At 64.7% G+C, this 25,211-nt stretch carries 26 protein-coding genes; 4 read left to right on the top strand and 22 right to left on the bottom strand.

Features of this window, described 5'->3' with window-relative positions:
* Positions 1 to 89 precede the first annotated feature (89 nt).
* The gene (locus PSV05_RS14070) at positions 90 to 944 is read left to right on the top strand and encodes an SGNH/GDSL hydrolase family protein (RefSeq protein ID WP_300066432.1); all 855 of its coding nucleotides are present in this window, start codon (positions 90 to 92) and stop codon (positions 942 to 944) included.
* Here PSV05_RS14070 and thiL read toward each other — a convergent pair.
* The 9 genes from thiL to PSV05_RS14025 all read right to left on the bottom strand — a co-directional run bounded on the left by thiL (position 909) and on the right by PSV05_RS14025 (position 8,588).
* Positions 909 to 1,898, bottom strand: a complete 990-nt coding sequence (gene thiL, locus PSV05_RS14065) for a thiamine-phosphate kinase (RefSeq protein WP_300066429.1) — start codon at positions 1,896 to 1,898, stop codon at positions 909 to 911. The two genes, PSV05_RS14070 and thiL, sit on opposite strands and share 36 nt — an antisense overlap.
* 12 nt (positions 1,899 to 1,910) lie before the next feature.
* The gene (gene nusB, locus PSV05_RS14060) at positions 1,911 to 2,375 is read right to left on the bottom strand and encodes a transcription antitermination factor NusB (RefSeq protein WP_300066426.1); all 465 of its coding nucleotides are present in this window, start codon (positions 2,373 to 2,375) and stop codon (positions 1,911 to 1,913) included.
* A gap of 48 nt (positions 2,376 to 2,423) precedes the next feature.
* Positions 2,424 to 2,909, bottom strand: coding sequence for a 6,7-dimethyl-8-ribityllumazine synthase (gene ribH / locus PSV05_RS14055; RefSeq protein WP_300066423.1), 486 nt, complete (start codon positions 2,907 to 2,909; stop codon positions 2,424 to 2,426).
* 44 nt (positions 2,910 to 2,953) lie between these two features.
* Positions 2,954 to 4,060, bottom strand: coding sequence for a 3,4-dihydroxy-2-butanone-4-phosphate synthase (gene ribB, locus PSV05_RS14050; RefSeq protein WP_300066420.1), 1,107 nt, complete (start codon positions 4,058 to 4,060; stop codon positions 2,954 to 2,956).
* A complete protein-coding gene (locus PSV05_RS14045; protein ID WP_300066418.1) occupies positions 4,057 to 4,659 on the bottom strand; it encodes a riboflavin synthase in 603 nt (200 codons plus the stop codon). Before PSV05_RS14045 ends, ribB begins: the two co-directional genes overlap by 4 nt.
* Positions 4,659 to 5,780, bottom strand: a complete 1,122-nt coding sequence (ribD, locus tag PSV05_RS14040) for a bifunctional diaminohydroxyphosphoribosylaminopyrimidine deaminase/5-amino-6-(5-phosphoribosylamino)uracil reductase RibD (protein WP_300066415.1) — start codon at positions 5,778 to 5,780, stop codon at positions 4,659 to 4,661. The genes PSV05_RS14045 and ribD overlap by 1 nt, the downstream gene beginning before the upstream one ends.
* A complete protein-coding gene (gene nrdR, locus PSV05_RS14035; RefSeq protein ID WP_300066412.1) occupies positions 5,777 to 6,307 on the bottom strand; it encodes a transcriptional regulator NrdR in 531 nt (176 codons plus the stop codon). The genes ribD and nrdR overlap by 4 nt, the downstream gene beginning before the upstream one ends.
* A 7-nt stretch (positions 6,308 to 6,314) precedes the next feature.
* Positions 6,315 to 7,601: a serine hydroxymethyltransferase gene (gene glyA, locus PSV05_RS14030; RefSeq protein ID WP_300066410.1), complete on the bottom strand. Its 1,287-nt coding sequence runs from the start codon at positions 7,599 to 7,601 to the stop codon at positions 6,315 to 6,317.
* A 69-nt stretch (positions 7,602 to 7,670) separates the two neighbouring features.
* A complete protein-coding gene (locus tag PSV05_RS14025; RefSeq protein WP_300066407.1) occupies positions 7,671 to 8,588 on the bottom strand; it encodes a LysR family transcriptional regulator in 918 nt (305 codons plus the stop codon).
* Between the two features lie 91 nt (positions 8,589 to 8,679).
* Here PSV05_RS14025 and PSV05_RS14020 point away from each other — a divergent pair, with 91 nt between their 5' ends.
* The 3 genes from PSV05_RS14020 (at position 8,680) to pyrF (ending at position 12,439) form a co-directional block, all read left to right on the top strand.
* Positions 8,680 to 9,717, top strand: coding sequence for a putative sulfate exporter family transporter (locus PSV05_RS14020; RefSeq protein WP_300066404.1), 1,038 nt, complete (start codon positions 8,680 to 8,682; stop codon positions 9,715 to 9,717).
* Between the two features lie 134 nt (positions 9,718 to 9,851).
* Positions 9,852 to 11,516 carry an energy-dependent translational throttle protein EttA gene (gene ettA, locus PSV05_RS14015; RefSeq protein WP_300066401.1) on the top strand — a complete coding sequence of 555 codons (1,665 nt, stop codon included), beginning with the start codon at positions 9,852 to 9,854 and terminating at the stop codon, positions 11,514 to 11,516.
* Between the two features lie 110 nt (positions 11,517 to 11,626).
* Positions 11,627 to 12,439 (top strand): orotidine-5'-phosphate decarboxylase, encoded by an 813-nt coding sequence (pyrF, locus tag PSV05_RS14010; protein ID WP_300066398.1) that lies wholly within the window; start codon positions 11,627 to 11,629, stop codon positions 12,437 to 12,439.
* Here pyrF and PSV05_RS14005 read toward each other — a convergent pair.
* From PSV05_RS14005 to gspE, 13 genes are all read right to left on the bottom strand, one after another.
* On the bottom strand, positions 12,430 to 13,281 hold the full coding sequence (locus tag PSV05_RS14005; RefSeq protein ID WP_300066395.1) for a glycosyltransferase family 2 protein: 852 nt from the start codon (positions 13,279 to 13,281) through the stop codon (positions 12,430 to 12,432). The two genes, pyrF and PSV05_RS14005, sit on opposite strands and share 10 nt — an antisense overlap.
* Positions 13,278 to 14,123, bottom strand: coding sequence for a glycosyltransferase (locus PSV05_RS14000; protein ID WP_300067020.1), 846 nt, complete (start codon positions 14,121 to 14,123; stop codon positions 13,278 to 13,280). Before PSV05_RS14000 ends, PSV05_RS14005 begins: the two co-directional genes overlap by 4 nt.
* Positions 14,124 to 14,173: 50 nt before the next feature.
* Positions 14,174 to 16,321 carry a type II secretion system secretin GspD gene (gene gspD / locus PSV05_RS13995; protein WP_300067017.1) on the bottom strand — a complete coding sequence of 716 codons (2,148 nt, stop codon included), beginning with the start codon at positions 16,319 to 16,321 and terminating at the stop codon, positions 14,174 to 14,176.
* 2 nt (positions 16,322 to 16,323) lie between these two features.
* A complete protein-coding gene (locus PSV05_RS13990; RefSeq protein WP_300066392.1) occupies positions 16,324 to 17,088 on the bottom strand; it encodes a hypothetical protein in 765 nt (254 codons plus the stop codon).
* A complete protein-coding gene (gene gspM / locus PSV05_RS13985; RefSeq protein ID WP_300066389.1) occupies positions 17,081 to 17,701 on the bottom strand; it encodes a type II secretion system protein GspM in 621 nt (206 codons plus the stop codon). Before gspM ends, PSV05_RS13990 begins: the two co-directional genes overlap by 8 nt.
* The gene (locus tag PSV05_RS13980) at positions 17,688 to 18,818 is read right to left on the bottom strand and encodes a PilN domain-containing protein (protein WP_300066387.1); all 1,131 of its coding nucleotides are present in this window, start codon (positions 18,816 to 18,818) and stop codon (positions 17,688 to 17,690) included. The genes gspM and PSV05_RS13980 overlap by 14 nt, the downstream gene beginning before the upstream one ends.
* Positions 18,815 to 19,681, bottom strand: coding sequence for a type II secretion system protein GspK (locus tag PSV05_RS13975; RefSeq protein ID WP_300067014.1), 867 nt, complete (start codon positions 19,679 to 19,681; stop codon positions 18,815 to 18,817). The genes PSV05_RS13980 and PSV05_RS13975 overlap by 4 nt, the downstream gene beginning before the upstream one ends.
* Positions 19,681 to 20,403 (bottom strand): general secretion pathway protein GspJ, encoded by a 723-nt coding sequence (locus PSV05_RS13970; protein ID WP_300066384.1) that lies wholly within the window; start codon positions 20,401 to 20,403, stop codon positions 19,681 to 19,683. The genes PSV05_RS13975 and PSV05_RS13970 overlap by 1 nt, the downstream gene beginning before the upstream one ends.
* Entirely contained in the window at positions 20,400 to 20,885 is a 486-nt protein-coding gene (locus PSV05_RS13965) for a prepilin-type N-terminal cleavage/methylation domain-containing protein (protein ID WP_300066381.1), read from the bottom strand. Before PSV05_RS13965 ends, PSV05_RS13970 begins: the two co-directional genes overlap by 4 nt.
* Positions 20,882 to 21,361 (bottom strand): GspH/FimT family pseudopilin, encoded by a 480-nt coding sequence (locus PSV05_RS13960; RefSeq protein WP_300066378.1) that lies wholly within the window; start codon positions 21,359 to 21,361, stop codon positions 20,882 to 20,884. The genes PSV05_RS13965 and PSV05_RS13960 overlap by 4 nt, the downstream gene beginning before the upstream one ends.
* A 45-nt stretch (positions 21,362 to 21,406) precedes the next feature.
* Positions 21,407 to 21,838 carry a type II secretion system major pseudopilin GspG gene (gene gspG / locus PSV05_RS13955; RefSeq protein WP_300066375.1) on the bottom strand — a complete coding sequence of 144 codons (432 nt, stop codon included), beginning with the start codon at positions 21,836 to 21,838 and terminating at the stop codon, positions 21,407 to 21,409.
* Between the two features lie 228 nt (positions 21,839 to 22,066).
* Positions 22,067 to 23,284, bottom strand: a complete 1,218-nt coding sequence (locus PSV05_RS13950) for a type II secretion system F family protein (protein WP_300066372.1) — start codon at positions 23,282 to 23,284, stop codon at positions 22,067 to 22,069.
* A 4-nt stretch (positions 23,285 to 23,288) separates the two neighbouring features.
* The gene (gspE, locus tag PSV05_RS13945; RefSeq protein WP_300066369.1) at positions 23,289 to 25,013 is read right to left on the bottom strand and encodes a type II secretion system ATPase GspE; all 1,725 of its coding nucleotides are present in this window, start codon (positions 25,011 to 25,013) and stop codon (positions 23,289 to 23,291) included.
* Positions 25,014 to 25,211: the final 198 nt, after the last annotated feature.

Genomic DNA, 25,211 nt, shown 5'->3' with positions numbered 1-25,211 from the left:
TGGCATCGATGCCCAACCAATGGCACTCGCATCTGACGCTGCGACTCCTTAGTCTGCTATGTCCATATACCCACCCATCGGTTGTCGTCATGTCCCTGCCGCGCTTCGTTCTGCTCCTGTCCTGCGCGGTGCTGTTCGCCACTCCACTGCGATCCAATGCACAGCAAGCCCCATCGCCCCGCGAATATCACGTGCTGATGGTGGGAAACAGCCTGACCTACACCAACAACCTGCCTGCCTTGCTGCGTGCAGTCGGCGCCTCGCAAGGCACCACGATCACCACCGAAACCTATGCCGCGCCAAACGGCATGCTGTCCGAACGCTTGCACGATGGCCATGCCGCGGAGGCCTTGCGCACGCGCAAGTTCGATGTCGTGGTGCTGCAGGAGATAGGCGGCAAGCTCGCGGCATGCATGGCAACGCCAGATGCACGCAAGGCGCCGTGCGCGGCAAGCGTGCATGCCTACACGGAACTTGCGGCACTGGCCAAGGCAAGCGGCGCCAGGACATTGGTGTTTACCACCTGGGCACCTGATGATCGCTGGCAAGGGAGCTTGAACCGCAGCGCGCGCATGATTGCGGTAAAGACGTCGGCGAAGGTGTTCAACGCGGCAGGCGTGTTGGACGCATTGCGCAAGGCCGATCCAAAGGCGAATCTGTTGCCGGATGGCATCCATCCAAGCACGCGTGGCTCCTTGATCATTGCACTGGCCCTCTACCGCGAGATCACCGACACCGCACCTGTCGCCAAGGACCTGCTCATCACTGCACCCTTTCTGCCGCAGAACGCTGCAGTCTCGGCAGACACTGCAATGGAATCGCAACCTGGCCTTGCCGGCGACGGCAAGGCCACGGTGATCCCGGCCAGCCTGGTTGAACCACTCATCCAGGCCTTGCCGGCCCCTGGCTCAACCGAAATGGACCCACCCGGCCGCGGGCGCTGACCACGCGCCTTCAGCCGTCCGCGTTGCCACGCCCGGCGTGGCGATGATCACGCCGATCCGGGTGAGTTCCAATTCCATCTCGCGCGCAACCGCATCAACCGCAGCGCGCGCATCCGGCGCCACGGTGAAACACAGTTCGTAGTCGTCGCCGCCGGTCGCCTGCAGGCGCTGGCGCACCTGTTGATCGAAGGCCGCGCAAAGCGCTTCGGAAGCAGGCAATGCATCGATATTGACCTGTGCACCAACGCCGCTGGCTTTGCACAGATGACCGAGGTCGGCGAGCTGGCCATCGGACACGTCGATGCAGGCATGGGCGATGCTTTGAAGGGCCCGGCCCAGTACGATCCGAGGGGTTGGTCGATCCAACCGTGCACGTAAAAGGGGGTCAGAGTGGCCGTTAGCAAGCGAAAGGCCACTCTGACCCCCTTTTACGGTTCTTTCTCTCCACTGCTGCAATCCACCCGCCGCATCACCCAATGTACCGCTGACCCAGATGTCATCGCCGATGCGTGCTGCATCGCGGCGCAATGCAGTGCCCGCTTCAACGAAGCCATGCACGGTCACGCAGATGGACAATGGACCGCGCGTGGTGTCGCCACCGACCAATGCGACATCGTGCTGGCTGGCAAGCGCAAGGAAGCCATCCAGGAACCCGTCGACGAACGCGGTATCAGCCTCCGGCATCGACAGCGACAAGGTGCACCATGCTGGCTGCGCACCCATCGCGGCCAAATCGGATAGGTTCACCGCCAGCGCCTTCCAGCCGATATCGGCCGGCGCGGTGTCCTCCGGAAAGTGCACGCCAGCATTGAGCGTGTCCATCGCGACCACAAGCTGCTGGCCGGCGGGCACCTGCAACAGGGCAGCATCGTCGCCGATGCCCAGCACCACATCGTCGCGCAGCGCAACGCGTGCACGGATGCGGGCGATCAGTTCGAATTCCCTGGTGCTCACAGAGATGCGCGCTCAGCGCGTGCGCGGTGCCTGCGCTTCGCTACCGCGCAGCGCGAGCGCGGCCTTGTCGAGCACGCCGTTGACATAGGTATGGCCGTGCTCGGAACCGAAACGCTTGGTCGAATCGATCGCCTCGTTGATCACCACCCGGTACGGCACGTCGGGCCGGTGGATGAGTTCATAGGCGGCGATGCGCAGCGCGGCGCGTTCGATCATGTCGACCTCTTCGACCGTCCTGTCCAGGTGGCCAGCAAGCGCGGCATCGAGTTCGGCGACATGGCGCAGTACGCCGCGCACCAGGTCCTCGAAGTATTCGAGGTCGGCAACTTCATGCGCCTGCTCATGCGCGAACTCCGCGATCAGGGCCTGCTCGTTCGGGTGGTTCAGTTGCCAGGCGTAGATCGCCTGCAACGCGCGTCGCCGTGAACGCGAACGTGCGACGGGATCAACCCCATCACTCCGATGTTTTTTATGCATGACTCGATCCCGTGTCTTGGCCATCGATGCCATCGTGCCTATGTCGATTCATCGCGGATTTCCTTGTGTCTGCAGTTTTTGCGCCAGGTCGGCCATCTCGATCGCCACCAGCGCGGCTTCCTCGCCCTTGTTGCCATGACTGCCGCCAGCGCGCGCCGCGGCATCCTCGAAGCGCTCCACCGCCAGCACGCCATTGATCACCGGCACGCCAGTATCCAGCGCAACCCGCATCAGGCCTTCGGCGGCGCCATCGGCGACATGTTCGTAATGGCGGGTGTCGCCACGCACCACGCAACCCAGCGCCACCAGCGCCGCATGCCGGCCGGCCATGGCCAAAGTCCGTGCGGCCATCGGCAATTCCCATGCACCCGGCACGCGGATCACGTCGAGTGCGGCTTCGTCCACGCCATTGGCAGCGAAGGTCTGGCGCGCGGCGGCCACCAGCGTATCGGTGATGCGCGGGTTCCAGCGGCTGGCGATGATCGCGAAGCGTGCGCCTTGCGGGGCACGCAGCTCGCCTTCTAGATGCGGCATCGAGGTTAGTCCGGAGACATCCGGTCGTAGCGGGGTCGTGCAGTTTAGCGCGGTGGCAGCGCCACGTACTCCACGATCTCAAGCCCGAACCCGGCCACTCCGACCTGCCGGCGCGCGCTGCCGAGCACACGCAGTTTCGACAGCCCTAGGTCGGCCAGGATCTGCGAGCCCACGCCCGTCCGCCGCCATTGCGCCAGCGCGCCAGTCTTGCCGGCAGCCGGTTCGGGTTGTTCACGGATCCGGGCCAGGGTCGCCTCGGTGTCTTCAGGTTCGCCCAGCAGGACCAGCACGCCGCGGTCTTGCGCATCGATCAATGCCAGCACGTCGCCGACCAGTGGACCGAAATCGCTGCGCCGCCAGTGCAGCGCGTCTGCCAGCGGGTTCTGCGCCTGCACCCGCACTAGTACCGGTTCTGCCCCACCGACCTCGCCGCGCACCAGCGCGTAATGCAGGGCGCGACTCAGACGGTCGTGGTAGGTATGCAGGACGAAGCCGCCGTGGTCAGTGTCGACCGCGCGACTGTCGATGCATTCGACCGTGTGCTCGGTTTCCGAGCGGTGACGGATCAGATCCTCGATCGAGCCGATCTTCAGGCCGTGCTCGGCAGCGAAGGCTTCCAGTTGCGGGCGCCGCGCCATCGAGCCGTCTGCATTCAGGATTTCCACCAGCACGCCAGCCGGCTCGAAGCCCGCGAGCAGGGACAAATCTGCGGCAGCTTCGGTATGCCCGGCACGGGTCAGCACACCGCCGGGCTGCGACATCAGCGGGAAGATGTGGCCAGGCTGCGACAGGTCCTGAGGTTTCGCATCCGGCCGCACCGCAGTACGCACGGTATGCGCACGGTCGTAGGCGCTGATGCCGGTGGTCACGCCTTCGGCAGCCTCAATGCTGACGGTGAAGTTGGTGTGGTGCTGTGAGGTGTTGTCGCGCACCATTGGATTGAGCCCAAGTTGCGCGCAACGCTCACGGTTCAGCGACAGGCAGACCAATCCGCGCGCATGGGTGACCATGAAATTGATGTCGGCTGGCCGCACGAGTTCGGCCGGCATGATCAGGTCGCCCTCGTTCTCGCGATCCTCGTCATCGACGATCACCACCATGCGCCCGGCGCGCAGTTCTTCCAGTAGTTCGGGGATTGAAGCAAAACTCATTGCGCATCCTTGGTAGCCAGCAGGCGCTCGACATAACGCGCCAGCAGATCAATTTCGAGGTTGACCGCATCGCCTTCGCGCAATGCGCGGAATGCGGTGTGTTCGACCGTGTGCGGGATCAGGGCGACCTCGAAGCCAGTGTCATCCACCGCATTCACTGTCAGGCTGACGCCGTCCACACAGACCGAGCCCTTGTGCGCGATGTAGCGCAGTACATCCATGCTCGCTTCGATCCGCCAGCGCACCGCGCGCGCATCGTCCCAACGGCGCACGGCATGGCCGAGGCCATCGACATGCCCACTGACCAGATGGCCGCCGAGGCGATCGGTCGGCAGCATCGCGCGCTCAAGATTGAGCGGTGCGCCGATGGCCAAACTGCCGAGCGTGGTCAATGCCAATGTCTCGTTCGAAGCATCCACGGCAAACAACACGGCATCGAATTCGACCACGGTCAGGCACACGCCATTGACCGCGATGCTCTCGCCCAACGCCACGTCGTCAAATGGCAGGTTGCCGACATCGACCGTCAAGCGCACATCACCGCCGCACGGTTCGCGCGCGGCCAGGCGGCCAACGCCCGCGATCAATCCAGTGAACATCAGCTTGCGTCCGCAGGTGGCCGCAACAGCAAACGCAGGTCGTCGCCGACATGGCGTGTATCGACCAGCTTGAGTTGCAGGCGCTCGGTCATCTCGTCGATGTGCAGGCCGTCGAACAGCGGACGCGCGCGTTCGCCGAGTAGTACTGGTGCGATGTAAAGAAGCAGTTCATCGACCAGCCCGGCGGCGAGAAAACTGCCGGCCAGGGTAGCGCCCGCTTCCAGCTGGACTTCGTTGATGCTGCGCTCGGCGAGCAGGCGCAGCACCGCGTGCAAGTCGAACAGGCCGCGCTGGACCGGCACGGCGGCGTGCTCGGCCCCGTGCCCTGTGCTTAGCAGGCGGGGCGGCTTGGCGTCGGGCGCGTGCAGGTACAGGGTTGGTGCATTGCCTTCGCGCACGCGACCACGCGCGACCGTCGCCAAGCCAGGGTCCAGCACCACCCGCAACGGCGGCACGAAGTCATCGCCAGTTTCCAAACGAACCGTCAGCCGTGGGTCGTCCACCAGCACAGTGCCGGCGCCGGTTAGCAATGCGCCGCTGCGCGCACGCCAGCGCTGCACGTCCTGCCGCGAGGCTTCGCTGCTGATCCATTTGGAATCGCCGGACGCGAGCGCGCTGCGCCCGTCCAGGCTGGTCGCCAGCTTGACCCGCAGCCATGGCCTGCCGCGCACGATCCGCGACACGAAGCCACGGTTGAGTTCGCGCGCCTGTGCATCCATCAGGCCAACCTCGACCTCGATGCCGGCCGCACGCAACATGTCGATGCCGGCACCATCCACTTTCGGGAACGGATCGCGCATCGCGCAGACCACGCGCGCCACGCCTGCCGTGATCAGTGCATCTGCGCACGGACCGGTGTCACCACTGTGCGCGCACGGCTCAAGCGTCACATAAGCCGTCGCGTCCTTCGCGCGGTCACCGGCCGTTTCCAGTGCGAAAACTTCCGCATGCGGGCCACCCTTGCGCTGGTGCCAACCCTCGCCTACGACCTCCTCGCCATGCGCGATCACGCAGCCGACCATGGGATTTGGACGGGTGGTGAATGCGCCGCGTTCTGCCAGCCGCAGTGCACGCGCCATCATCTCGTGATCGGTCGTGGAGAATTTCGCGGTTTGACTCATCGCTTGCGGCCCTTCTCGGTCGATTCCGTGCCCGGACTCGCGCCGCCAAGCAGTGACAGCTGGCCTTCTCCGGGCAGGTCATGTTCCAACCGATCCAGTTCCTCGCGAAAATCGGCCACGTCCTCGAACGCGCGGTACACCGACGCGAAGCGCACGTAGCCGACATGGTCGAGTTTGCGCAGCTCGCCCATCACGAATTCACCCAGTCGGCGCGAGGCGATCTCGCGTTCGGCGGTCATCCGCAATTGGTGCACGACCGCGCGCACCGAGGCTTCGACATGCTCTTCCGATACCGGCCGCTTCTGCAGCGCGCGATCAAAACCCAGCCGCAACTTGCGCGCGTCGAAATTCTCGCGCCGACCATCGGACTTGATGATCGTCGGCAGTTTCAGTTCGATCGTTTCCAGCGTGGAGAAACGCTCGCCGCAAGCCTCGCACTCGCGGCGCCGACGAATCGTCACGCCGTCATCGCTGACACGCGAATCAATCACACGGGTGTTTTCGTGCTGGCAGAACGGGCAATGCACGCCAGCGTCAGTCGCCGTATACCGGGAACTGCGCGCACTGCCTGGTCACATTCTCGCGCACGCCGGCGATCACGGCCTCGTCGTTCGGGTTGTCGAGCACGTCGCAGATCCATTCGGCCAGTGCCACGCAGTCGGCTTCGACGTAACCACGGGTGGTCACTGCAGGGGTTCCGATGCGCAGGCCCGAGGTCACGAAGGGCTTTTCCGGGTCGTTCGGCACCGCGTTCTTGTTGACGGTGATGTGGGCCTTGCCGAGTGCGGCCTCGGCCGCCTTGCCGGTCACGCCCTTGCCAATCATGTCGATCAGCATCAGGTGATTTTCGGTGCCGCCGGAAACGATCTTGTAACCACGGGCAATGATCGTTTTCGCCATCGCCTGCGCGTTCTTCACGACCTGCGCCTGGTAGGTCTTGAATCCGGGTTCGAGTGCTTCCTTGAACGCCACCGCCTTGGCCGCGATCACGTGCATCAGCGGGCCGCCCTGGATGCCGGGGAACACGATCGACTGCAGCTTCTTCTCGATCTCTTCCGCTGCATCGCCCATGCCGACGCGGCTCGCAACAATAATCCCGCCGCGCGGACCGCGCAGCGTCTTGTGGGTGGTCGACGTCACCACATGCGCATGCGGTACCGGATTCGGATAAACGCCGGCGGCGATCAGGCCGGCCACATGCGCCATGTCCACGAACAGGTAGGCGCCGATCTTGTCGGCAATGGCGCGGAAGCGCGCCCAGTCCACGATCTGCGAATACGCGCTGAAGCCGGCAACCACCATCTTCGGCTTGTGCTCCAGCGCCAGCCGTTCGACTTCGTCGTAGTCGATCATGCCGTTCTCATCGACGCCGTACTGCACGGCGTTGAAGAGTTTCCCGCTGAAGTTGACTTTGGCCCCGTGAGTCAGGTGACCGCCATGGGCCAGCGACATGCCGAGAATGGTGTCACCCGGCTGCAACAGCGCAAAATACACTGCTTGGTTGGCCTGCGAGCCTGAATGCGGCTGCACGTTCGCATACATCCCTTCTGAAGAACCTTCCCCGAACAATTCCTTGCAACGTTCGATCGCCAAACGCTCGGCGACGTCAACGAATTCGCAGCCGCCGTAATAGCGCTTGCCCGGATAGCCTTCGGCGTACTTGTTGGTCAGCTGGCTGCCCTGCGCTTCCATCACCCGCGGGCTGGCGTAGTTTTCCGAGGCGATCAGCTCGACGTGGTCCTCCTGTCGGCGGGTTTCATCGGCGATGGACTTGGCCAGCTCAGGATCGTATCCGGCAATCAGGTGGGCACGGGAAAACATCGCAGCTCCGGCATCAGGTGGGGATTCCAATTGTAGCCGGAGGCCGGGCCGGAGGCGGTCAGGCCGACGTCAACGCGCGGGTTGGGCTGCCTTGGGCGATGGTTTAGCTGATGGCGTGATTGATGCCAGAAAGGTGCGCAACGCTGCCCCTTGGTATTGATCGCGTTGCCAGAGCAGCGACAGGGTTCGGCGCAATTGCGCGAATGGCGTATCCAGCACCGCCAACCTGCCCGCGGCGACGGCGTCGGCCAGCGCCACTTCCGGTAGACAGGCCAGGCCCAAGCCGGCGACCACCGCCTGCTTCACTGCTTCGGTCTGGTCCAGTTCCAGCAGGCCAGCCGGCGTCGGTAATTGCGCCAGCAGGCGTTCGCTCATTTCGCGGGTCGCCGAACCCGGTTCGCGCAACACCCAGCGCGCGTCGCGGAAGTCGTCGGGCACCAAGCCGCGGCGGCCAGCGAGTGGGTGGTCAGCGGCGGCGCAGACCACCAACAGATCATCGCCCCAGCGCCGGCGCTGCAGTTCCGCATGCATCACCGGACCCTCCACGCAGCCCACGTCCAGGCTGCCATCGAGCACGGCGGCGGCAATCACGCGGGTGTTTTCCACCCGCAGCCGCAGGCGCACGTCGGGTTGCGCGCGGGCGAATGGTCCCAGCAATTCACCAATCCGGTAGTTGCCCACGGTATTGCTGGCGCCGATGCGCAACTCGCTACCCGGGGCGATGCCGTGCGTATCGAAACCAATGAACTCGCGATGGCGTTCCAGCAATTCCTTGGCCAATGGCAAAAGAGCACGCCCACGTGAGTTCAGGTGCAGGCGACCACGGCGGCGTTCGAACAGTTCGCCTCCGACCAGGCGCTCGAGTTCCGCCAGCGCCATGCTGGCGGCCGGCTGGGTCATGTGCAGCAGCTCGGCAACGCCCCGCAGGCTGTCGCAGGCAACGGTCTGCACGAAGACTTCGAGCTGGCGCGGGCTAGCGTAATGCATCAAATAATCTTATCGCATGAATAAATAATCGAAACTATTTTTTATTCGTAGCGAGGCACACACTTTTGCCATTCCAAACTCGTGCATCGCAATGAACGCCGCATCCCACGCCTCCCTGCCAATCCGCCCGATCCTGCTCCAGGAGTGGCGTGCACGGTCCAGTGGACTGCTGCTGGTAGCACTGGTGGTGGCGCCGGCGATGCTGGTCGGCGCGTGGGTGCCGGTGGTGGGCGGGGCGGTGTCGGCCCTGCTGCTAGGGCTTGCGCTGGGCGCAGCCGGGATCGTTCGACCGCAGCACCAGCCAGGCATCAAGTTTGCGCAAGGACCCATACTGCGCGCCTCAGTGGTGATGCTCGGGTTCGGGCTGTCGCTGTCACAGGTGGCGAAGACCGGCCTGGCGTCGCTACCGTTGACCCTCGTCACGCTCGCAATCGCCTTCCTCACTGCGTGGGGGCTCAGCCGACTGCTGCGCCTGAGTGGCGCGCTGCCGGTGCTGATCGGCGTGGGCACCGCGATCTGTGGTGGCTCGGCGATCGCCGCAACCGCGCCGGTGATTGGCGCACGCGACCACGAAATCGCCCTGTCGATGACCACGATCTTCCTGTTCAACGTCGCCGGTGCACTGCTGTTTCCGCCACTGGGACACCTGATGGGGCTAAGCGACCACGGCTTCGGGCTGTGGGCAGGTACTGCGATCAATGACACCTCCTCGGTGGTCGCCGCCGGCTATCAGTACAGCCAAGCCGCTGGTGAACTGGCCACCGTGGTCAAGCTCACCCGTGCCAGCCTGATCGTGCCGGTGACCCTGGCCTTGGCGATGTGGCTGGCCCGGCGCAACCGCGGCACGACCGGCAACACTTCGGTCGGCAGCGCGTTCCCGTGGTTCATTCTTGGCTTCGTGGCCGCAGCCGCCATCGGCAGCACAGGCTTCTTGCCGCCCATGCTCCTGCACCTCCTGCACGTGGCCGCGCAGGTCTGCATCGTGGCAGCGCTGGCCGGCATCGGCCTGTCAGCCGACCTCAGGCAGATGCGCGAAACCGGCCCGCGCCCGATCCTGCTCGGCCTCGGCACCTGGTTCGCGGTCGCGGCCGGCAGCCTGCTCGCGCAACAGGCGATGGGCCTGACCTGAAACTGGCGTAACGCTCGCACCCGCACGTGGGCTGCACGATACACGCAGCGCGAACCGCTATAATCGCGGCTTCCGAACACCCCTTTCGCGGCCCTGCCCTGTGCAGGCGCTGCTGCATGCCTGCGGAGCCCCCGATGTCCCAATTCATCTACACCATGAGTGGTGTCAGCAAGATCGTCCCGCCCAAAAAGCAGATCATCAAGGACATCTCGCTGAGCTTCTTTCCCGGCGCCAAGATCGGCCTGTTGGGGCTAAACGGCTCCGGCAAGTCGACCGTGCTGAAGATCATGGCCGGCGTCGATACCGACTTCCAGGGCGAAGCCCGTGCGCAGCCGGGGATCAAGGTCGGTTACCTCGCGCAGGAACCCGAAATCGATCCCGAGAAGACCGTGCGCCAGGCGGTCGAGGAAGGCGTCGGCGAAGTGCTGAATGCACAGGCCGAACTGGATGCGGTGTATGCCGCATATGCGGAAGAAGACGCCGACTTCGATGCGCTGGCCAAGCGTCAGGAAAAGCTTGAAGCCATCCTCGCCGCAGGCGATGCGCACACCCTGGAGAACCAGCTGGAAATTGCTGCCGACGCGCTGCGCCTGCCGCCGTGGGACGCGATCATCGGCAAGCTGTCGGGTGGCGAGAAGCGCCGCGTCGCGCTGTGCCGGCTGCTGTTGCAGAAGCCCGACATGCTGCTGCTGGACGAACCGACCAACCACCTGGATGCCGAGTCGGTGGAATGGCTGGAGGAGTTCCTGGCCCGCTATACCGGTACGGTCGTTGCGGTTACCCATGACCGCTACTTCCTCGACAACGCCGCCGAATGGATCCTGGAACTGGATCGCGGCCGCGGCATTCCGTGGAAAGGCAACTACACCGACTGGCTGACCCAGAAGGGTGATCGCCTGAAGCAGGAAGACAACCAGGAAAAGTCGCGCCAGAAAGCCATCCAGAAGGAACTGGAATGGTCGCGGCAAAATGCCAGGGGCGGTCGCAGCAAGGGCAAGGCGCGCCTGGCGCGGATGGAAGAGTTGCAAGCGGTCGACTACCAGAAGCGCAACGAGACCAACGAGATCTTCATCCCGCCGGGCGAGCGCCTGGGCAACAAGGTGGTGGAGTTCAAGAACGTCAGCAAGGCTTACGGCGATCGGGTGCTGATCGACAACCTCAACTTCAGCGTGCCCAACGGCGCGATCGTCGGCATCATCGGCCCCAACGGCGCCGGCAAGTCGACCCTGTTCCGCATGATCACAGGCCAGGAAACGCCGGACTCCGGCGAGATCACCATGGGTCCAACGGTCAAACTGGCGTATGTCGACCAGAGCCGCGAGGCGCTGACCGGCAACCACAACGTGTTCCAGGAAGTCTCCGGCGGCCTGGATATCCTCAATATCAACGGCATCGAGATCCAGTCGCGCGCCTACCTCGGCCGCTTCAATTTCAAGGGACAGGACCAGCAGAAACTCGTCGGTACCCTGTCCGGTGGTGAACGCGGGCGCCTGCACATGGCCAAGACCCTGCTGCAGGGCGGCAATGTGCTGCTGCTCGACGAACCGTCCAACGACCTCGACATCGAGACCTTGCGTGCACTCGAAGATGCGCTGCTGGAGTTCCCCGGCAACACGTTCGTCATCTCGCATGACCGCTGGTTCCTGGATCGCATCGCGACCCATATCCTCGCCTTCGAAGGCGACTCGCACGTGGAGTTCTTCCAGGGCAATTACCGCGAGTACGAGGAAGACAAGAAGCTGCGCCTCGGCGCGGAAGGCGCGCGGCCCCACCGGCTGCGGTTCAAGGCGCTGAAGTAACCGAAGCAATGTAGGAGCGCCCCTTGGGGCGCAATCATGGCGTCGGCATCCCAATCGCGCCCATGCTCAATACGGCACGGGCGCTCCTAAAATCTGGATTGGAGTCCGCAATGACCTTCATCGAACAACTTCGCGCTCGCTGGCAAGCCAGCAACTCACTGGTCTGCGTCGGTCTGGATCCGGATCCATCGAGATTCCCGGCAATGTTCAAAGAACGCGATGACGCGATCTTCGAATTCTGCCGCGACATCGTCGACGCCACTGCGCGTTACGCCTGCACGTTCAAGCCGCAGATTGCCTACCTCGCCGCGCACGCCGCCGAAGACGCACTGACTCGCCTGATCGCGTACATCCACGATTCGCATCCGGGCATCCCGGTAATTCTGGACGCCAAGCGCGGTGACATCGGCAGCACCGCATCGATGTACGCGATCGAAGCGTTCGATCGCTTCGCTGCCGATGCGGTCACGCTGAATCCGTACATGGGTCGCGACTCCGCGCAGCCGTTCCTGGATCGCGCGGGCAAGGGCTGCGTGTTCCTGTGCCATACCTCCAATCCCGGTGCGCGCGATTTCCAGGAGCTCGATGCAGCGGGCCAGCCGCTCTACCAGCGCGTGGCCGAGGTGATCAGCCAGCACTGGAACGACAGCGGTAACTGCGCGCTGGTGCTTGGCGCCACATTCCCGGAAGAACTCAAGGTGATCCGCGGCATCGTCGGCGACATGCCGCTGCTGATTCCCGGCATCGGTGCACAGGGTGGCGATGTCGAAGCCACCGTGCGCAGTGGCAAGACGGCCGATGGCAGCGGCCTGATGATCAATTCCTCGCGCGGCATTCTGTATGCGTCGCAAGGCAGCGATTTTGCGAGTGCCGCCGCCGCTGCGGCCAAGACATTGCGCGACGAGATCAACCGCTACCGCTGAGTGCGCAGCAACGCCCGCAACGCCGCGAATGGAAAACGCACCCAGATCATCGCGAACACAGCTGCACGCACGAAGCCACTGCGCCGTGGCGCTTCGAACTTGCCGAAATAACGCCACAGGCCGCGATGCTTGTGCCATTCCACGAACACCGGGCGCGAGCGGCTGGATACGCCGCGCACATGCACCACGCGCACCTCGTTGGCGACCGCAACCCGCGCGCCGACATCGCGCACGCGCCGACACAGGTCGAGATCCTCGGCGTGCAGACGATAGCCGACGTCGAAACCTCCCACACGTTCGAACAACCAGCGCGGCAGCAACATCAATGCACCGGAGACTGCATCGACATGCTGCAACGATGCCGTAGTATCGATTTCAACCCCTAGCCTGGCCGCCGCAGGCGAACGCAGCATCGCCGCGAAGTCCGGGTCGTGGCGGCGCGCAGCCACATCACGCACGCCATCCTCATCAACCAGATCGGCACCAACCAGCGCAGGCGCTTCCTGCTCGGCATGCTCGCGCAGCCGCGCCAGCGTGTCGACTTCGACCAGGCAATCCGGATTGACGAAGGCCAGCCACGGCACACTGCTGTCGGCCGCGCCCTGGTTGCAGGCCACCGCAAAGCCGGGATTGTCCGGATTGGCAATGAAGCGCAGGCGCGGATCGGCCACTGCATGCCGCTGCACGATCTCCAGCGACGCGTCGCTGGAATCGTTGTCGATCACGCGAATTTCGGCCACGCCATCTGCATTGCGCAGGCGCTGCAGGCAATCGTCGAGGGTTTCCTCGCTGTCGTGGGATACAACAATCGCGGCAATGCCAGCAATATCCGGCACGCTCATGACGGGAACCGAAACAGGTCGGCCTGCGGTGAACCGCTGTCGAGCCCGGCCAGCGTGTCGCCCAACTGCGTGCGCAATCCACGCAAGGGATCGTCCATCAGGCACTGCGCGAGCCGCGCATGCCAGCCCGGCCAGCGCACCGACAACCGGTCCATGTCGCCGTTACTGGAATGGCCTTCATCGTCGCGCAAGACAAAGGCTTTTTCGCACAGGACATTCCGCCAACCCAGGCCGGACAGGCGCAGCGAAAAGTCGGTCAACGCCGCGTACCAGGAATGGAAACTCGCGGCGTCCAATCCACCGGCGCGCTTGCGCGCAGTGCCACGCACCAGTACCGCGTGACCGACTGCCGCCGGCAGGTCGGGATGGGTCGCCGGCAATTGCGCGCAAGCGCGCGCGAGCCGCGACGGTTCCTCGTCGAGCGCCACTATCTCGCCGATCCGCGGCCATGCAGCGGCTTCGCCGGCATTGCTCCAGGGCGTGGCAGTCGCAATCGTCGGATCGTGCGCCAGGCAGGCGATGAGTTGCTGCAGCCAACCGGGTGTCGGGCGCGCATCGGCGGCAAGAATAGCCACGTCCGCATCGCCACAGGCGCACAGTGCTTCGTCCAGGTGCGCAGCTTCACCGATGCTGCGCACACGGCGGGTATGCGCAGCCTGAAGGCGCGTGCGCGCCAGCCAACCTTCGATAATCGCGCCGGCACGTGGGCCAGCCTGTGCATCGTCGGCCAGCCACACCCGCGTACCGGCCGGGGTGGACGCCTCAAGCGCCGCCAGGCAGGCATCCAGCGCATCCTCGTCGACGCCAACTGGCACCAACACGACGGGCTGAACGGCCGCCAGCTGGGCGGCGGCGGGCTGGCTGGTGGCCGGCATGGGCGCGCCGGCCTGGCTCACTTCGCCTTGGGGCGGTACAGCGGATCCAGCGCGCGGAAACGGCGGCCGTAATCGTCAGTCATCTCGCGCGCTTCCTGGGGGTTGCGGACCACGGTCGGTGTGATCAACACGATCAGCTCGTCGCGCGTGGTGCTGCTGCCCTGCTGGCCGAACAAGCCACCGATGATCGGGATCCGGCTCAGACCGGGAATGCCGGACGAGGTACGTCCTGTGCTGTCGGAGATCAGGCCAGCCAGCATGATGGTCTCGCCGCTGGGCACCGCCGCGCTGGTACGCACTTTATTGGTGTCAATGCGCACATTGCCATTAACACCTTCAATAGTTGTGGGTTTGCTGACTTCCTGAACGATGTCGAGGAACACCATGCCATCACGGGTGATGCGCGGACGCACCTTCAGGATGATGCCGGTCTCCAGGTACTGCACCTGACTATAGGTGCCGTTGTTGGTACCACCGGTGTTGGGATTGAAACTGACCGAGGAAATCGGGATGCGTTGGCCGACGTTGAGGCTGGCTTCCTTGTTGTTCTGGGTAAACACCGAAGGCGCGGACAGCGTGCGCACGTCGGTCACGCTGTCGAGTGCATTCACGATCGCCGCAGCGCTTTTGCCGAGGAATTTGTAACTCAGCGCGCTACCACCGCCCACGATGGGCGCCAGCGAACCGGCAAAGCTGCCAAAGCTGTTGCGGGTGTTCGGGTACTGCAGGCCGGGGACATCGTTGATCGCATTGTCGAGGTACCAGCTGACGCCATATTGCAGCGCGCCCTTCAGCGTCACGCTGACCACTTGCGCCTCGATGTGCACCTGCATCGGCATCACGTCCAGGCGGTCAATGACCTCGCGGATCGACTTCCACTGCGCAGGGCTGGCGCGAACCAGCAAGGCGTTGGTGTCCTCAACCGCGGAGACACCCACCTCGGTGCCGTCCACCTTGAGCGTCACCCTGCCATTGCCATTGGACTTGTTCGGCAGGCTTCCGCCATCGCCCAGCCCATTGGCCACCTGCGCGCTGGAGGTGCTGGACTTGTCATCAACGCCGGAGTCGCGGATTTCGGTGGAGTCCACGCCAGGCATCATCGAGGGCGCATCGCTGCTGCTGCCACGGCCGCCGCCGAAGACTTCGGACAGGCGATCGGCCAAGTCGCGCGCCTTGATGTATTTCAGCTCGTAGGAGAACAGGCGGCCATCGCCGCTGCCGCCTTCGATGCGGTCAATCCATTGCTGGATGTCGTCCAGGTACTTCGGCTGGCTGGTGATGACCATTACCGAATTGCTGCTGTCCAGCGGCATGAAGCGGAACATGCCGGCGGTCGGTGACTTGCCCTGTTCGCCGAATACGCGTTCCAGGTCCTGCACCACCGCACTGGCACGCCCCGACTGGAGTGGATACACGCCAACCGACATGCTGGCCATCCAGTCCACGTCGAAAACCTGGATCGTGCGCAGGTAATTTTCGAGTTCTGCACGGGTACCGGCAATGGTGATCATGTTGCGCGAACCATCCGCGCTGACGATCGCGCCCTGCCTGGCGTAAGGCTTGAGGATCTTTTCCATCTCGCTGGCGGAAACAAACCGCAGTGGCACCACCCGCGTCTCGAAGCCGCGTGCCAGCGCCGGCGAGCCGGTGCGCGGAACCACGCCGCTGGTCATTGCCTGGTCGGCAGGCACGATGTTGTAGCGGCCATTGCTGTAGACCATGCGCGCATTGTTCTGCGCCAGCACGTCATCCAGCAGGCTCAGCGCGCCCGCGGCGCCGACCGGCTGCTGAGTATTGATGGTCACAATGCCTTGCACGCCGGGTGCGATGCTGTAGCTCTGCCCGAGCATGTCGCCCAGGATGGCCTTGACCACCACCTGCAGGGAATCGCCCTCGAAGTTGAAACGGGCCTGGCCGCTGCTACCCAGTGATGGAGGCGCTGCACTGGCTGCAGCCTGGTTGATCGTAGCGCTGCTACCACGCCGTATCACCGGCATTGGCCCCGAATTGCCGAATGCCTCCGGCAGGCGCTCCTGCTGAACACCATCGGCACCGGGCAGGCGATCGGCATGTCGCATCTGCGGAGGCGGCAGGCTGGCGCATGCGGCAAGCAGGGCGGTCATCAGTGCGATCAGGAACGGACGCAGGTTCATTCGGAACTCCAGCTTCATTGCGTTGGTCGTGCGCTCGAGGATGTCGGTGCACTGCTGTTGGGTGTGTTGCTGCGCATCTGCGCGCGACGTGCTTCGATGCGGTTGCGGATCGTCTCGATCCTGGCGGCTTCACTGATCGGAATCGGGGCCGCGGCGGCGGCGTCTTTCGCGGCGGCGTCCGCTGCATCGGCAGCCGCATTGGCGGCCGTAGCGGCATCGCGGACCATACCAGCCTTGCCTGGATTGGCGGCTTCGCCGAACACGCGCAAATCCAGGCTCGACTCACCGTCACTGCCTGCGAAGATCGCCCGGCGCGGCTGTACTTCCACCAGGCGCCAACCGGACGCGCCTTCCGGAGACGCGCCTTCGCGCACACGTATGGACTCACCGCCACCGGTGGGCTGCAGGATCGCCAGCCGCACCTGCGGGCTGATCAACACGCCGGTCAGGATGAAATCCAGCGATTGGCTTTGCGCACCCATCGCAGCACCACCGTCGGGTCCGGTTGCCATGAAGCTGTGCGGACGCCGATCCGAGGTGAACACCGGGCGCGCGGCCGCTTCCGCATATTGGGCCAACGGACCGATCCGGTCGGGGCTGGCAGGCTTGGCCTGCGGCAGCGGCACATCAGACGCGATGCTGGGCGTAGGCGCCACTGCATTGCCCAGGCCCAGCAATGCCGCCAACCACAGCAGCAAGGCCCAACCCGCGCAGCCAGCCAGCAGCCAGGTCAGCGGCCCGGCCTGTTCGAAGCGATGCAGCACGCTACGCTCAGCCATGGGGCGCGCCATTGCCTGCAGCGCCCGGGGCAGGACGCAGGTAACCGTAGAGATCGAAGCTGACGTCCAGCCCGCCTTCCTGTGGTGGATTGTTGCCCGGGATCGCGAAATAACGCTGCGATGAAATGTTCAACGTATCCACGAACAGATACGGCCGTGCCGACTCAAGCGCATGCAGCACGGCCAACGTCTCCGCGTTGCCGCAACGCAGGCGCACCTGCACGGTGACCCGGTGGAAGCGGCCCGGCGGCGGCTCGCCGCTGAGCGGCGCGCGGTTGGTAATGGCGCATCCACGATTGCCGGGGGTGACTTCTTCCACCACCCGCTCCAGTTCCTGGATCAGCGCAGCAGTGGCCAGTTCGGTGGTGGGCTCGACCAGGAAGCCGGCAGCGTTGCCGCGGGCATCCAGTTCGGCCAGCCGCTTGTTGATCTGGGGTGCTTGCGCGAGTAGCGCACGCACCCGCGCATCGCGGTCGCGCAAGTCGGCGATGCGCGCATCTGTTGCACGCAACGGCTGGGTGAACAACGGATGCACGACTACCAGGTACAACAGGCCAAGTACTGCCAGCAGCAAAATCATGGCCAGCAGACGGTCGCGTTCAGCGCGCGGCATGGGTCTGGCCCTCCGTCGCCGAGGCATCGTTGAGCTGCGCCACCAAGGTGAAGCGGTCGCTGCGCGTGCGCAAATCCGGCTGCAGCACACCGCTCAGGGCCGGTGCGTGCCATTGGCGCGCACCTTCCAGCTTGCCCACCAGTGCTGCGGCCTGGTTGGACAAGCCAACGACAGTCAATTGACTGCCTTCGATCCCCGTCTTCTCCAGGTAGGTGCCATCCGGCAGGCGTCGTGCCAATTCGTCCAGCACCTCCACCACCGAAGGCCGCGCATTGCGTTGCTGCTGCAGGTAGATGCCACCTTCCACGGCATCGACCAGACGCTGGCGCTGCTGGGCGACAGTCCGCGCCTGCGCGCTGCGAGCGCCGACATCGGCCTGCAATTGCTGCGCGGCATCGCGCCGATTGGCCAGGATCTGGGCCAGGCCCAAGGTCAATCCCGACATGAACACAAGCACCAGCAGCAGGTTCCACCAGCGCCAGGGATTGGCGCGGGCATGGCGCTGCACCACAGGCAAAAGATTGATGCCGAGCGGCCGGCCATCGGCATCGGCCAAGTCGACGCCCGCCAGCCACGTGGACAGCCCCGCCAATGCGTCGTTGGCAGCATCGAAACGGGTGCGCGGCACGACCACGAGCTCCACCTGCAACTGGCCATCGTCGCGGACGTGCAGCACGCGACCGTCGTACACCACATCCTTGGCGGCAAACGGTGTCTGGCGTTCGATCTCGAAGCCGAGCACCTCGCGCAGGCGTTCACGTGCGGCGCCCGGCAGTTGCAGGGTGCGGCGCAGGCCACTTGCGGCCGGCAACAGCAACCAACGCGGCAACTCGGCGGCATTGCCCAGCAACACGTTCGCCAGCGGATCGTCCTGCCTGCCTCGCGATGCTGGAAGCGGCAGGGTCGCCAGGTCCTGCAGTTCGCCTGCCACCTGGCGACGCAGGCGGATGCCATCGGCTTCGACCTGCAGCAACATTCGATCGGCGGAAGTTCCCAGCAATTGCCGCCAACGCGGCGGCAGCCAGCTGGCAAGGCCTGCGCCCCACCACGCAAGGAAACCACGGATGCCCCGACCAGCGGTTTGGAACCGTTCGAAGGACAGCGCTGCCTCGCTCATGGCGCGATCTCCCCATCCTGCCAGCGCAGTGGCGTGTAGCTGGATCCAGTCAACCCGTTACCCCCCACCCGCAGAATGACCGAAAGATGCGCGCGGCGACCATTCGCGAGTCGTGCACGGCTGTCGATACTATACGTGCCGCTGCCATTGACCGGCAGGGTGTCGCCGCTCGGTTGCGGACGTTCTACGCCTATCGCCTGCAACACCGGACCGTCCGCAAAGGTCGCATCCGGCATCGGCAAGCCACCGTGCACGGTCAGGTAGGGCGCAACGGACCGGAACAGATCCGGACGCATTCCCAGCACCTGCTCGAGTTCCGCCACGGTTTCGAACGGTGCGTCCTTCGCGCCCCAGGCCAAGCCCGCGGCTGCGTAATTGGGATCTTCGGCACCCCCAGCTACCTGCACCAGGCTGTCTTCGTCGCGCCAGTCGACGATCGCGCCGGCTAGCCGGGTGGCTGATTCGGCCGGCTCACCCTGAACACGCAGCAAGCTGGCAAGCAAATTCGGGGTCGCGACGTTGAGGTCGACCTTGCCGGTCTCGTCGCGCATCGACACCTCGACTTGTGCACCGTCGAAACTGAAGCGATAGGTGCGTCCATCCGGTACCCAATGCTGCGCGGGGTCGGCATCCAGCAGCCGCGAGACCGCATATTCGACGCCGGCACGCGCGGCCTCGCGCGCGGCCACGCTGCGGGCAAGTCCATTGCCTTGCATCGATTCGATGCGCGCCGACATCGCATAACCGGCGACCAGCCCGCTGAGCAGCAGAATCATCCACATCACCAGCAGCAGCGCGGCACCGTGTTGGCTGCGCACGGACAGGGCGCGCGTGCTGATGGCGCGCCTGGCCGGCACGCGCATCATTTGTCGCGCTCCACCGCGATGCCGGCATTGGCCGCAAGCGGCAGCGCGACGACCAGATCCGGCCATGGCCCCCGTGCATCGGCGATCTGCACGCGCACCTGCAACGGCAACGACTCCGGAAAGTCCCATTGCGGTTGCCATGATCCTGGCTTGCCGTCATGTGCATTGGTGCGATAAGCGAAACGCACGCTGCGCAGGCCATCCGCCAACGGTTCCGGCGGACGCGCATCAGGCGTGGCCAGGGTCTGGCCCGCGACCACCATGCGAAAATCGACCAGCAGCGCCTGCTCGCTGTCGCGACCATCGACGCCCAGCTCATGCAGGTGTGGACCGCCGCGACCAAGGTAGTCCGGCAGATCGGCAACGAAACGCATGCTGCGCGCATCGCCGATGAAACGCTGCGCCTGCCCGCTGGCCTGATCCAGGTTGAATACGATGCCCTGAGCGCCACCGATGCGGCTGCGCAGGAATTGCGACACCGCGCGCATGCGTTCGTTGCGCGCGGCCATTGCCTCGCCACGCTCGGCGGTGGCACCGGCCGCACGCACGGTGGCGAAGCCCAGCGCCAGGCCAGCCGCGAGCAGCATGGTCGCCAACAGCACCTCGATCAGGGTGAAGCCGGCTGCCTTGGCGGCACTGCCGCCAAGCCGGCTGAACGCCCGAGGGCTATGCCCGAGGGCCGGATTGAATCCACGCGGCCGCACGATTGCCTTGTTCATGGCGCTGAAACCCCTTCGGCCGGCGGCAACACCAACCGCAGCGACGTTACCTCGATGCGCTGCGCGGGCGTGCCATCGCCCCATTCCACCTGCAGGCGCAGGTGCACCAGGTGCGCGCCATTGGGATCGGTGGGCGACGCGGCGGTCCGCGGCGATGGATCCTGCCAGGGCTCGACATCCAGTCGCCAGCGGTAGCGGCCCTGTTCCAGTTCGCCATCGCGATGTTGCGGCTGCGGCAGGTTGCCGAACTCGTCCAGCAGCGATTGCGCATGCAAGGCCGCGCGCCCGGCATCGCCTGCGGCGCGCACTTGGCGAGTCGCACCGGACAGCGTGCCAAGCAGCAAGGTCAGGCCGAGCGCGAGGATCGCGAACGCCACGATGATTTCGATCAGCGTGTAACCACGCTGCCGCGCGCGCCCTGGTGTCCTTGCAACGATGCCGTTACCACGGCTTGTGCGAATGAAAAGCCGGGTTTTGTTCATTCTGAAGCCCGCACGCGCTTGAGCTTTACTTCGCCGGTCAACCAGGCCACGTCCACGTCCCAGCCACCGCCGTTGGCGAGTAGCCGCACGCGTCCGCCGGTTGCCGCGCCATCCGGAAAGAAGCGCACAGTGCCTTTGGCATCATTCTGTTCGCCCGGCGCGAACTGGGTGGCACGCGCGCCAGTGAACACGACCTCGCCGACATTCGGCAGGTCGCCGCTGCGGCCCTTGGCACCCTGCCAGTGTCGGCCCGCGGGATCGATAATGACGTCCTGCGGCTGGCCAGAGCTGATCGCCACCGCGCGCGCGAAGCGCATCTGCGCCGCGACATTCTTCGCCCCGGCACGCAATTTCATGCCCTGCATACCGCCACCGAACGCCGCCACCGCGAGCAGGCTGGCCGCAGCGATCAAGGCCATCACCAGGATCATCTCCAGCAACGAAAATCCAGATGAGCGCTGGCGCAGATGCGTCATCGCGGCAGACTCGTCGACGGCTCGGGCGCGTTGTATTCGACGCGATTATTCGTAGCGGATGTCGGCATTCACGCTGTCGCCGCCGACCTTGCCATCCGCGCCCAGGCTGATCAGGTCGAAGGGCTTGCCCTCACCCGGCACCGTGTAGATATACGGGTGGTTCCACGGGTCCTTCATCTCGGCGTCCTTGGCATACGGGCCCAGCCATCCCGCCGCACCGCTCGGTGCTTTCACCATGTCGCCGAGGCTACCCGGCAAGGACCCGGTATCGCCTTCGTACTGCTGGATCTTTTCCGCCAGCGTCTGTACCTGCGCCTTGGTGAGATTGACCTTGGCGCGATCGCCGCCGCCGAGGATGCGCGATGCCGCGAACGCGACGATGCCACCGATCAACACCACCACCAGGATGATCTCGATCAGCGAAAAGCCGGCCTGTGCAGCGGCAGCAGGTGAACTGGTCAATGAACGGTTACGCATGGAATTTCCCGATTTCGATGTTGAGCCGATGATGGCTGGTAATGGCCCGACGATGGGTAATGCTGCCACGGAATGGCGCTTGGACTTTGAACCTGCCTCAAACCCGTGCGAGCGATGAGGATTTGGCGTCGCCCGCAGCGCAGGAACCGGAGTGTACGTGCGAGTACACGAGGATTCCGAGCAGCGGACGGCGCCAAAGCATCGAGCGCAGCAGGGTTTCAGGCAGGTTCACCCGATGACACTGGTCAGGTCATAAATTGGCGAAAGCACCGCCAGGATCACGATGCCGACCACCAGCGCCAGCACCAGGGTCACCGCCGGTACCAGCGCGGCCAGCAAGCGGTCCATCGCGACCGAGGTTTCCTGCTCGAAGGTGTCGGCAGTCTTGAGCAACATCGTATCGAGTGCGCCGGATTCCTCGCCAACCTGGATCATCTGCAGGGCCAGCCGCGGGAAGCGCTTGCCCTTGCCCAGCGCCAGCGACAAGCCAACGCCGTTCTTGACGTCGGCGGCGGCGGCATCCACATCGTTGGCAAGCACGCGGTTGTCGAGCACGTTGCGGGCGATGCCCAGCGCGGACAGCAGTGGCACGCCATTGCGCAACAAGGTGCCCAGGGTGCGTGCCAGCCGTGCAGTCTCGACCCGGGCCACCAGGGTGCCGGCCAGCTTGCGTTGCAGCAGCCAGCCATCGAACTTAAGCATGAACGCGGGGTCGCGGCGCTTGCGGTCCAACCACAGCAGCGCCAGCACCGGGATAGCCAAAATGATGATCCACCAGCTGCGCACGAATTCGCCCAGCCCCAGCACCAATTTTGAGAACCACGGCAGGTCGGCGTCCAGGCTTTCATACATCGACGAAAATTGCGGCACCACGTAGCCCAGCAGGAACAGCAGCGACAGGCCAACCATGAACAGCAGGATCGCCGGATACACCAGCGCATTGATCACCCGCGCCCGCATCGCGCTGGAGCGCTCCAGGTAATCCGCAAGCTGCTGCAGGGTGTCGTGCAGGTTGCCGCCAGCCTCGCCGGCACGAACCATGTTGACGTACAGCCGGCCGAAGTCGCCGTGCTGGCGTTCAAGCGCCGCCGACAACGATGCACCGCCGCGTACCGCCTCGCGGATTTCATGGATGGTGCGCCGCGCGACGTCGTCCTCGGGCAACTCCAGCAGGATTGAAAGCGCACGATCCAGCGGCTGCCCGGCACCCAGCAAGGTCGCCAGCTGCTGGGTGAACTGCACCAGGCGTGCGCCGGCGAAAGGCTTGGGCTTGAACAGCGCGCGCCAGGCGGACTCGCCGCTGCTTTCGCTGGCAAGCTTTGCCTCGACCGGCAGGTGGCCCTGCTCTTGCAGGCGCAGCGCCACCTCGCCATCGCTGGCGGCCTCCATCTGCCCGTCCAGCATTTCACCGCGCGCGTTCAGTGCCTTGTAGCGGTAAAGCGCCATCGGCTCAGGCGTCCTCGCTCACGCGCAGCACTTCCTCGATCGTGGTCAGCCCGGCCAGCGCCTTGGCGATGCCGTCCTCGTACATGGTGCGCATGCCGGCATCACGCGCGAGTTTTTCGATCTCGCCCATGCCGGCGTGGCGCATCACCGCGCGACGCAGTTCGTCGTTCATGACCAGGAATTCCATGATCGTGGTGCGGCCCAGGTAACCGGTCGGCGACAACGCCGACGCCCGCGCCCGATACAGGCTGATCTCGCCTTCCGGCTGGTATTTGCGCAGGCCGAATTTCTCGATTTCCTCTGGCGACGCCGCGTAAAGCTCGGCATGCGTCGGTTCCAGCTTGCGCACCAGGCGCTGGGCCAGGATGCCGTTGATGGTGGAGGTCAACAGATAGTCCTCCACGCCCATGTCCAGCAAGCGGGTGATACCACCAGCCGCGTTGTTGGTATGCAGCGTGCTCAGCACCAGGTGGCCGGTCAACGCGGACTGGATCGCGATACGCGCGGTTTCCAGATCGCGCATTTCGCCGATCATGATGATGTCCGGATCCTGTCGAACAATACTGCGCAGCGCATTGGCGAAATCCAGCCCGATCTGCGGCTTGGCCTGGATCTGGTTGATGCCCTCGATCTGGTATTCGATCGGGTCCTCGACCGTGATGATCTTGACGTCCGGGGTGTTGAGCTTGCTCAGCGCCGTGTACAGCGTGGTGGTCTTGCCCGAACCCGTCGGCCCGGTCACCAGAAGGATCCCGTGCGGCTGTTCGAGCACTTGCTGGAAACGCGGCAGGAAGTTGTCGGTGAAGCCCAGCCGGTGGAAATCCAGCACCACGGTTTCGCGGTCCAGCAGGCGCATCACCACTGACTCGCCATGCGCAGTGGGAATCGTGCTCACGCGCAGGTCCAGTTCCTTGCCCTGCACGCGCTGCATGATCCGCCCATCCTGCGGCAGGCGGCGCTCGGCGATGTTGAGCTTGGCCATGATCTTGATGCGGCTGATCACCGCCGCGGTCAGGTTTGGTGGTGGGCTTTCGCCTTCCTCCAGCACGCCATCGATGCGGTAGCGCACCTTCAGCCGGTTCTCGAATGGTTCGATGTGGATGTCCGAGGCGCGCAGCTCCACTGCACGCTGGATGATCAGGTTCACCAGCCGTATCACCGGCGCTTCCGAAGCCAAGTCGCGCAGGTGCTCGACATCGTCGAACCCTTCTTCTCCTTCAGCCGTGTCCACGATGCCTTCCATCGCGCTGCGGCCCTGGCCGTGCCAACGCTCGATCAACTCGTCGATCTCCGAACGCAACGCCACCGCCGGGCGCACCTCGCGCGCCGTCGCCAGTCGCACCGCGTCCATCACGTACACGTCCTGCGGATCGGCCATCAGCACGTCCACTGCACCGGCATCGGCAGCCACTGCGACCACGTGGAACTGCTTCATGAACTTGACGCTGATTGACAGCTGGCCCAGCGCCGCGTCTTCCGGCGGCAATTCCGGCACGTCGCGCGCGCTGCGCAGCCGCAGGTTCATTTCCGATGCGCAGGCTTCGGCATGGTCGCGTTCGGACACCAGCCCCAACCGACCCAACAGGGCCAGCAGGCTGCCGCCGTCTTGCTCCTGCAGGCGGCGGGCGCGAACCAGGTCGGGTTCTTTCAATTTGCCGCGCTGCAGCAACGCCGCAACGATGCGTTCATCGGCGCTGTCGGAGCTGGGATCGGAAAGGACTGCGCTCATGCGGGGGTCGAATCTGGCGTTGCTTACGCGGAAGCGCGAGGGTAGCAGGCGGGCCGAGCGGCGTCAGCGCATGTGAAAGCGAGACGAGCCGTGGCCGTATTTCCGAGTCTTTACGTTTACCCTACAACAGGTGCCCTTGGCATCTGGCTCAACTGGCTCAACTGGCTCAACTGGCTCAACTGGCTCAACTGGCTCAAC

The organism is Thermomonas sp. (assembly GCF_029945965.1).
Taxonomy (GTDB): Bacteria; Pseudomonadota; Gammaproteobacteria; order Xanthomonadales; family Xanthomonadaceae; genus Thermomonas.
Note: the sequence above shows the minus strand (reverse complement) of the source record. Positions and strands in the feature narration are given on the sequence as shown.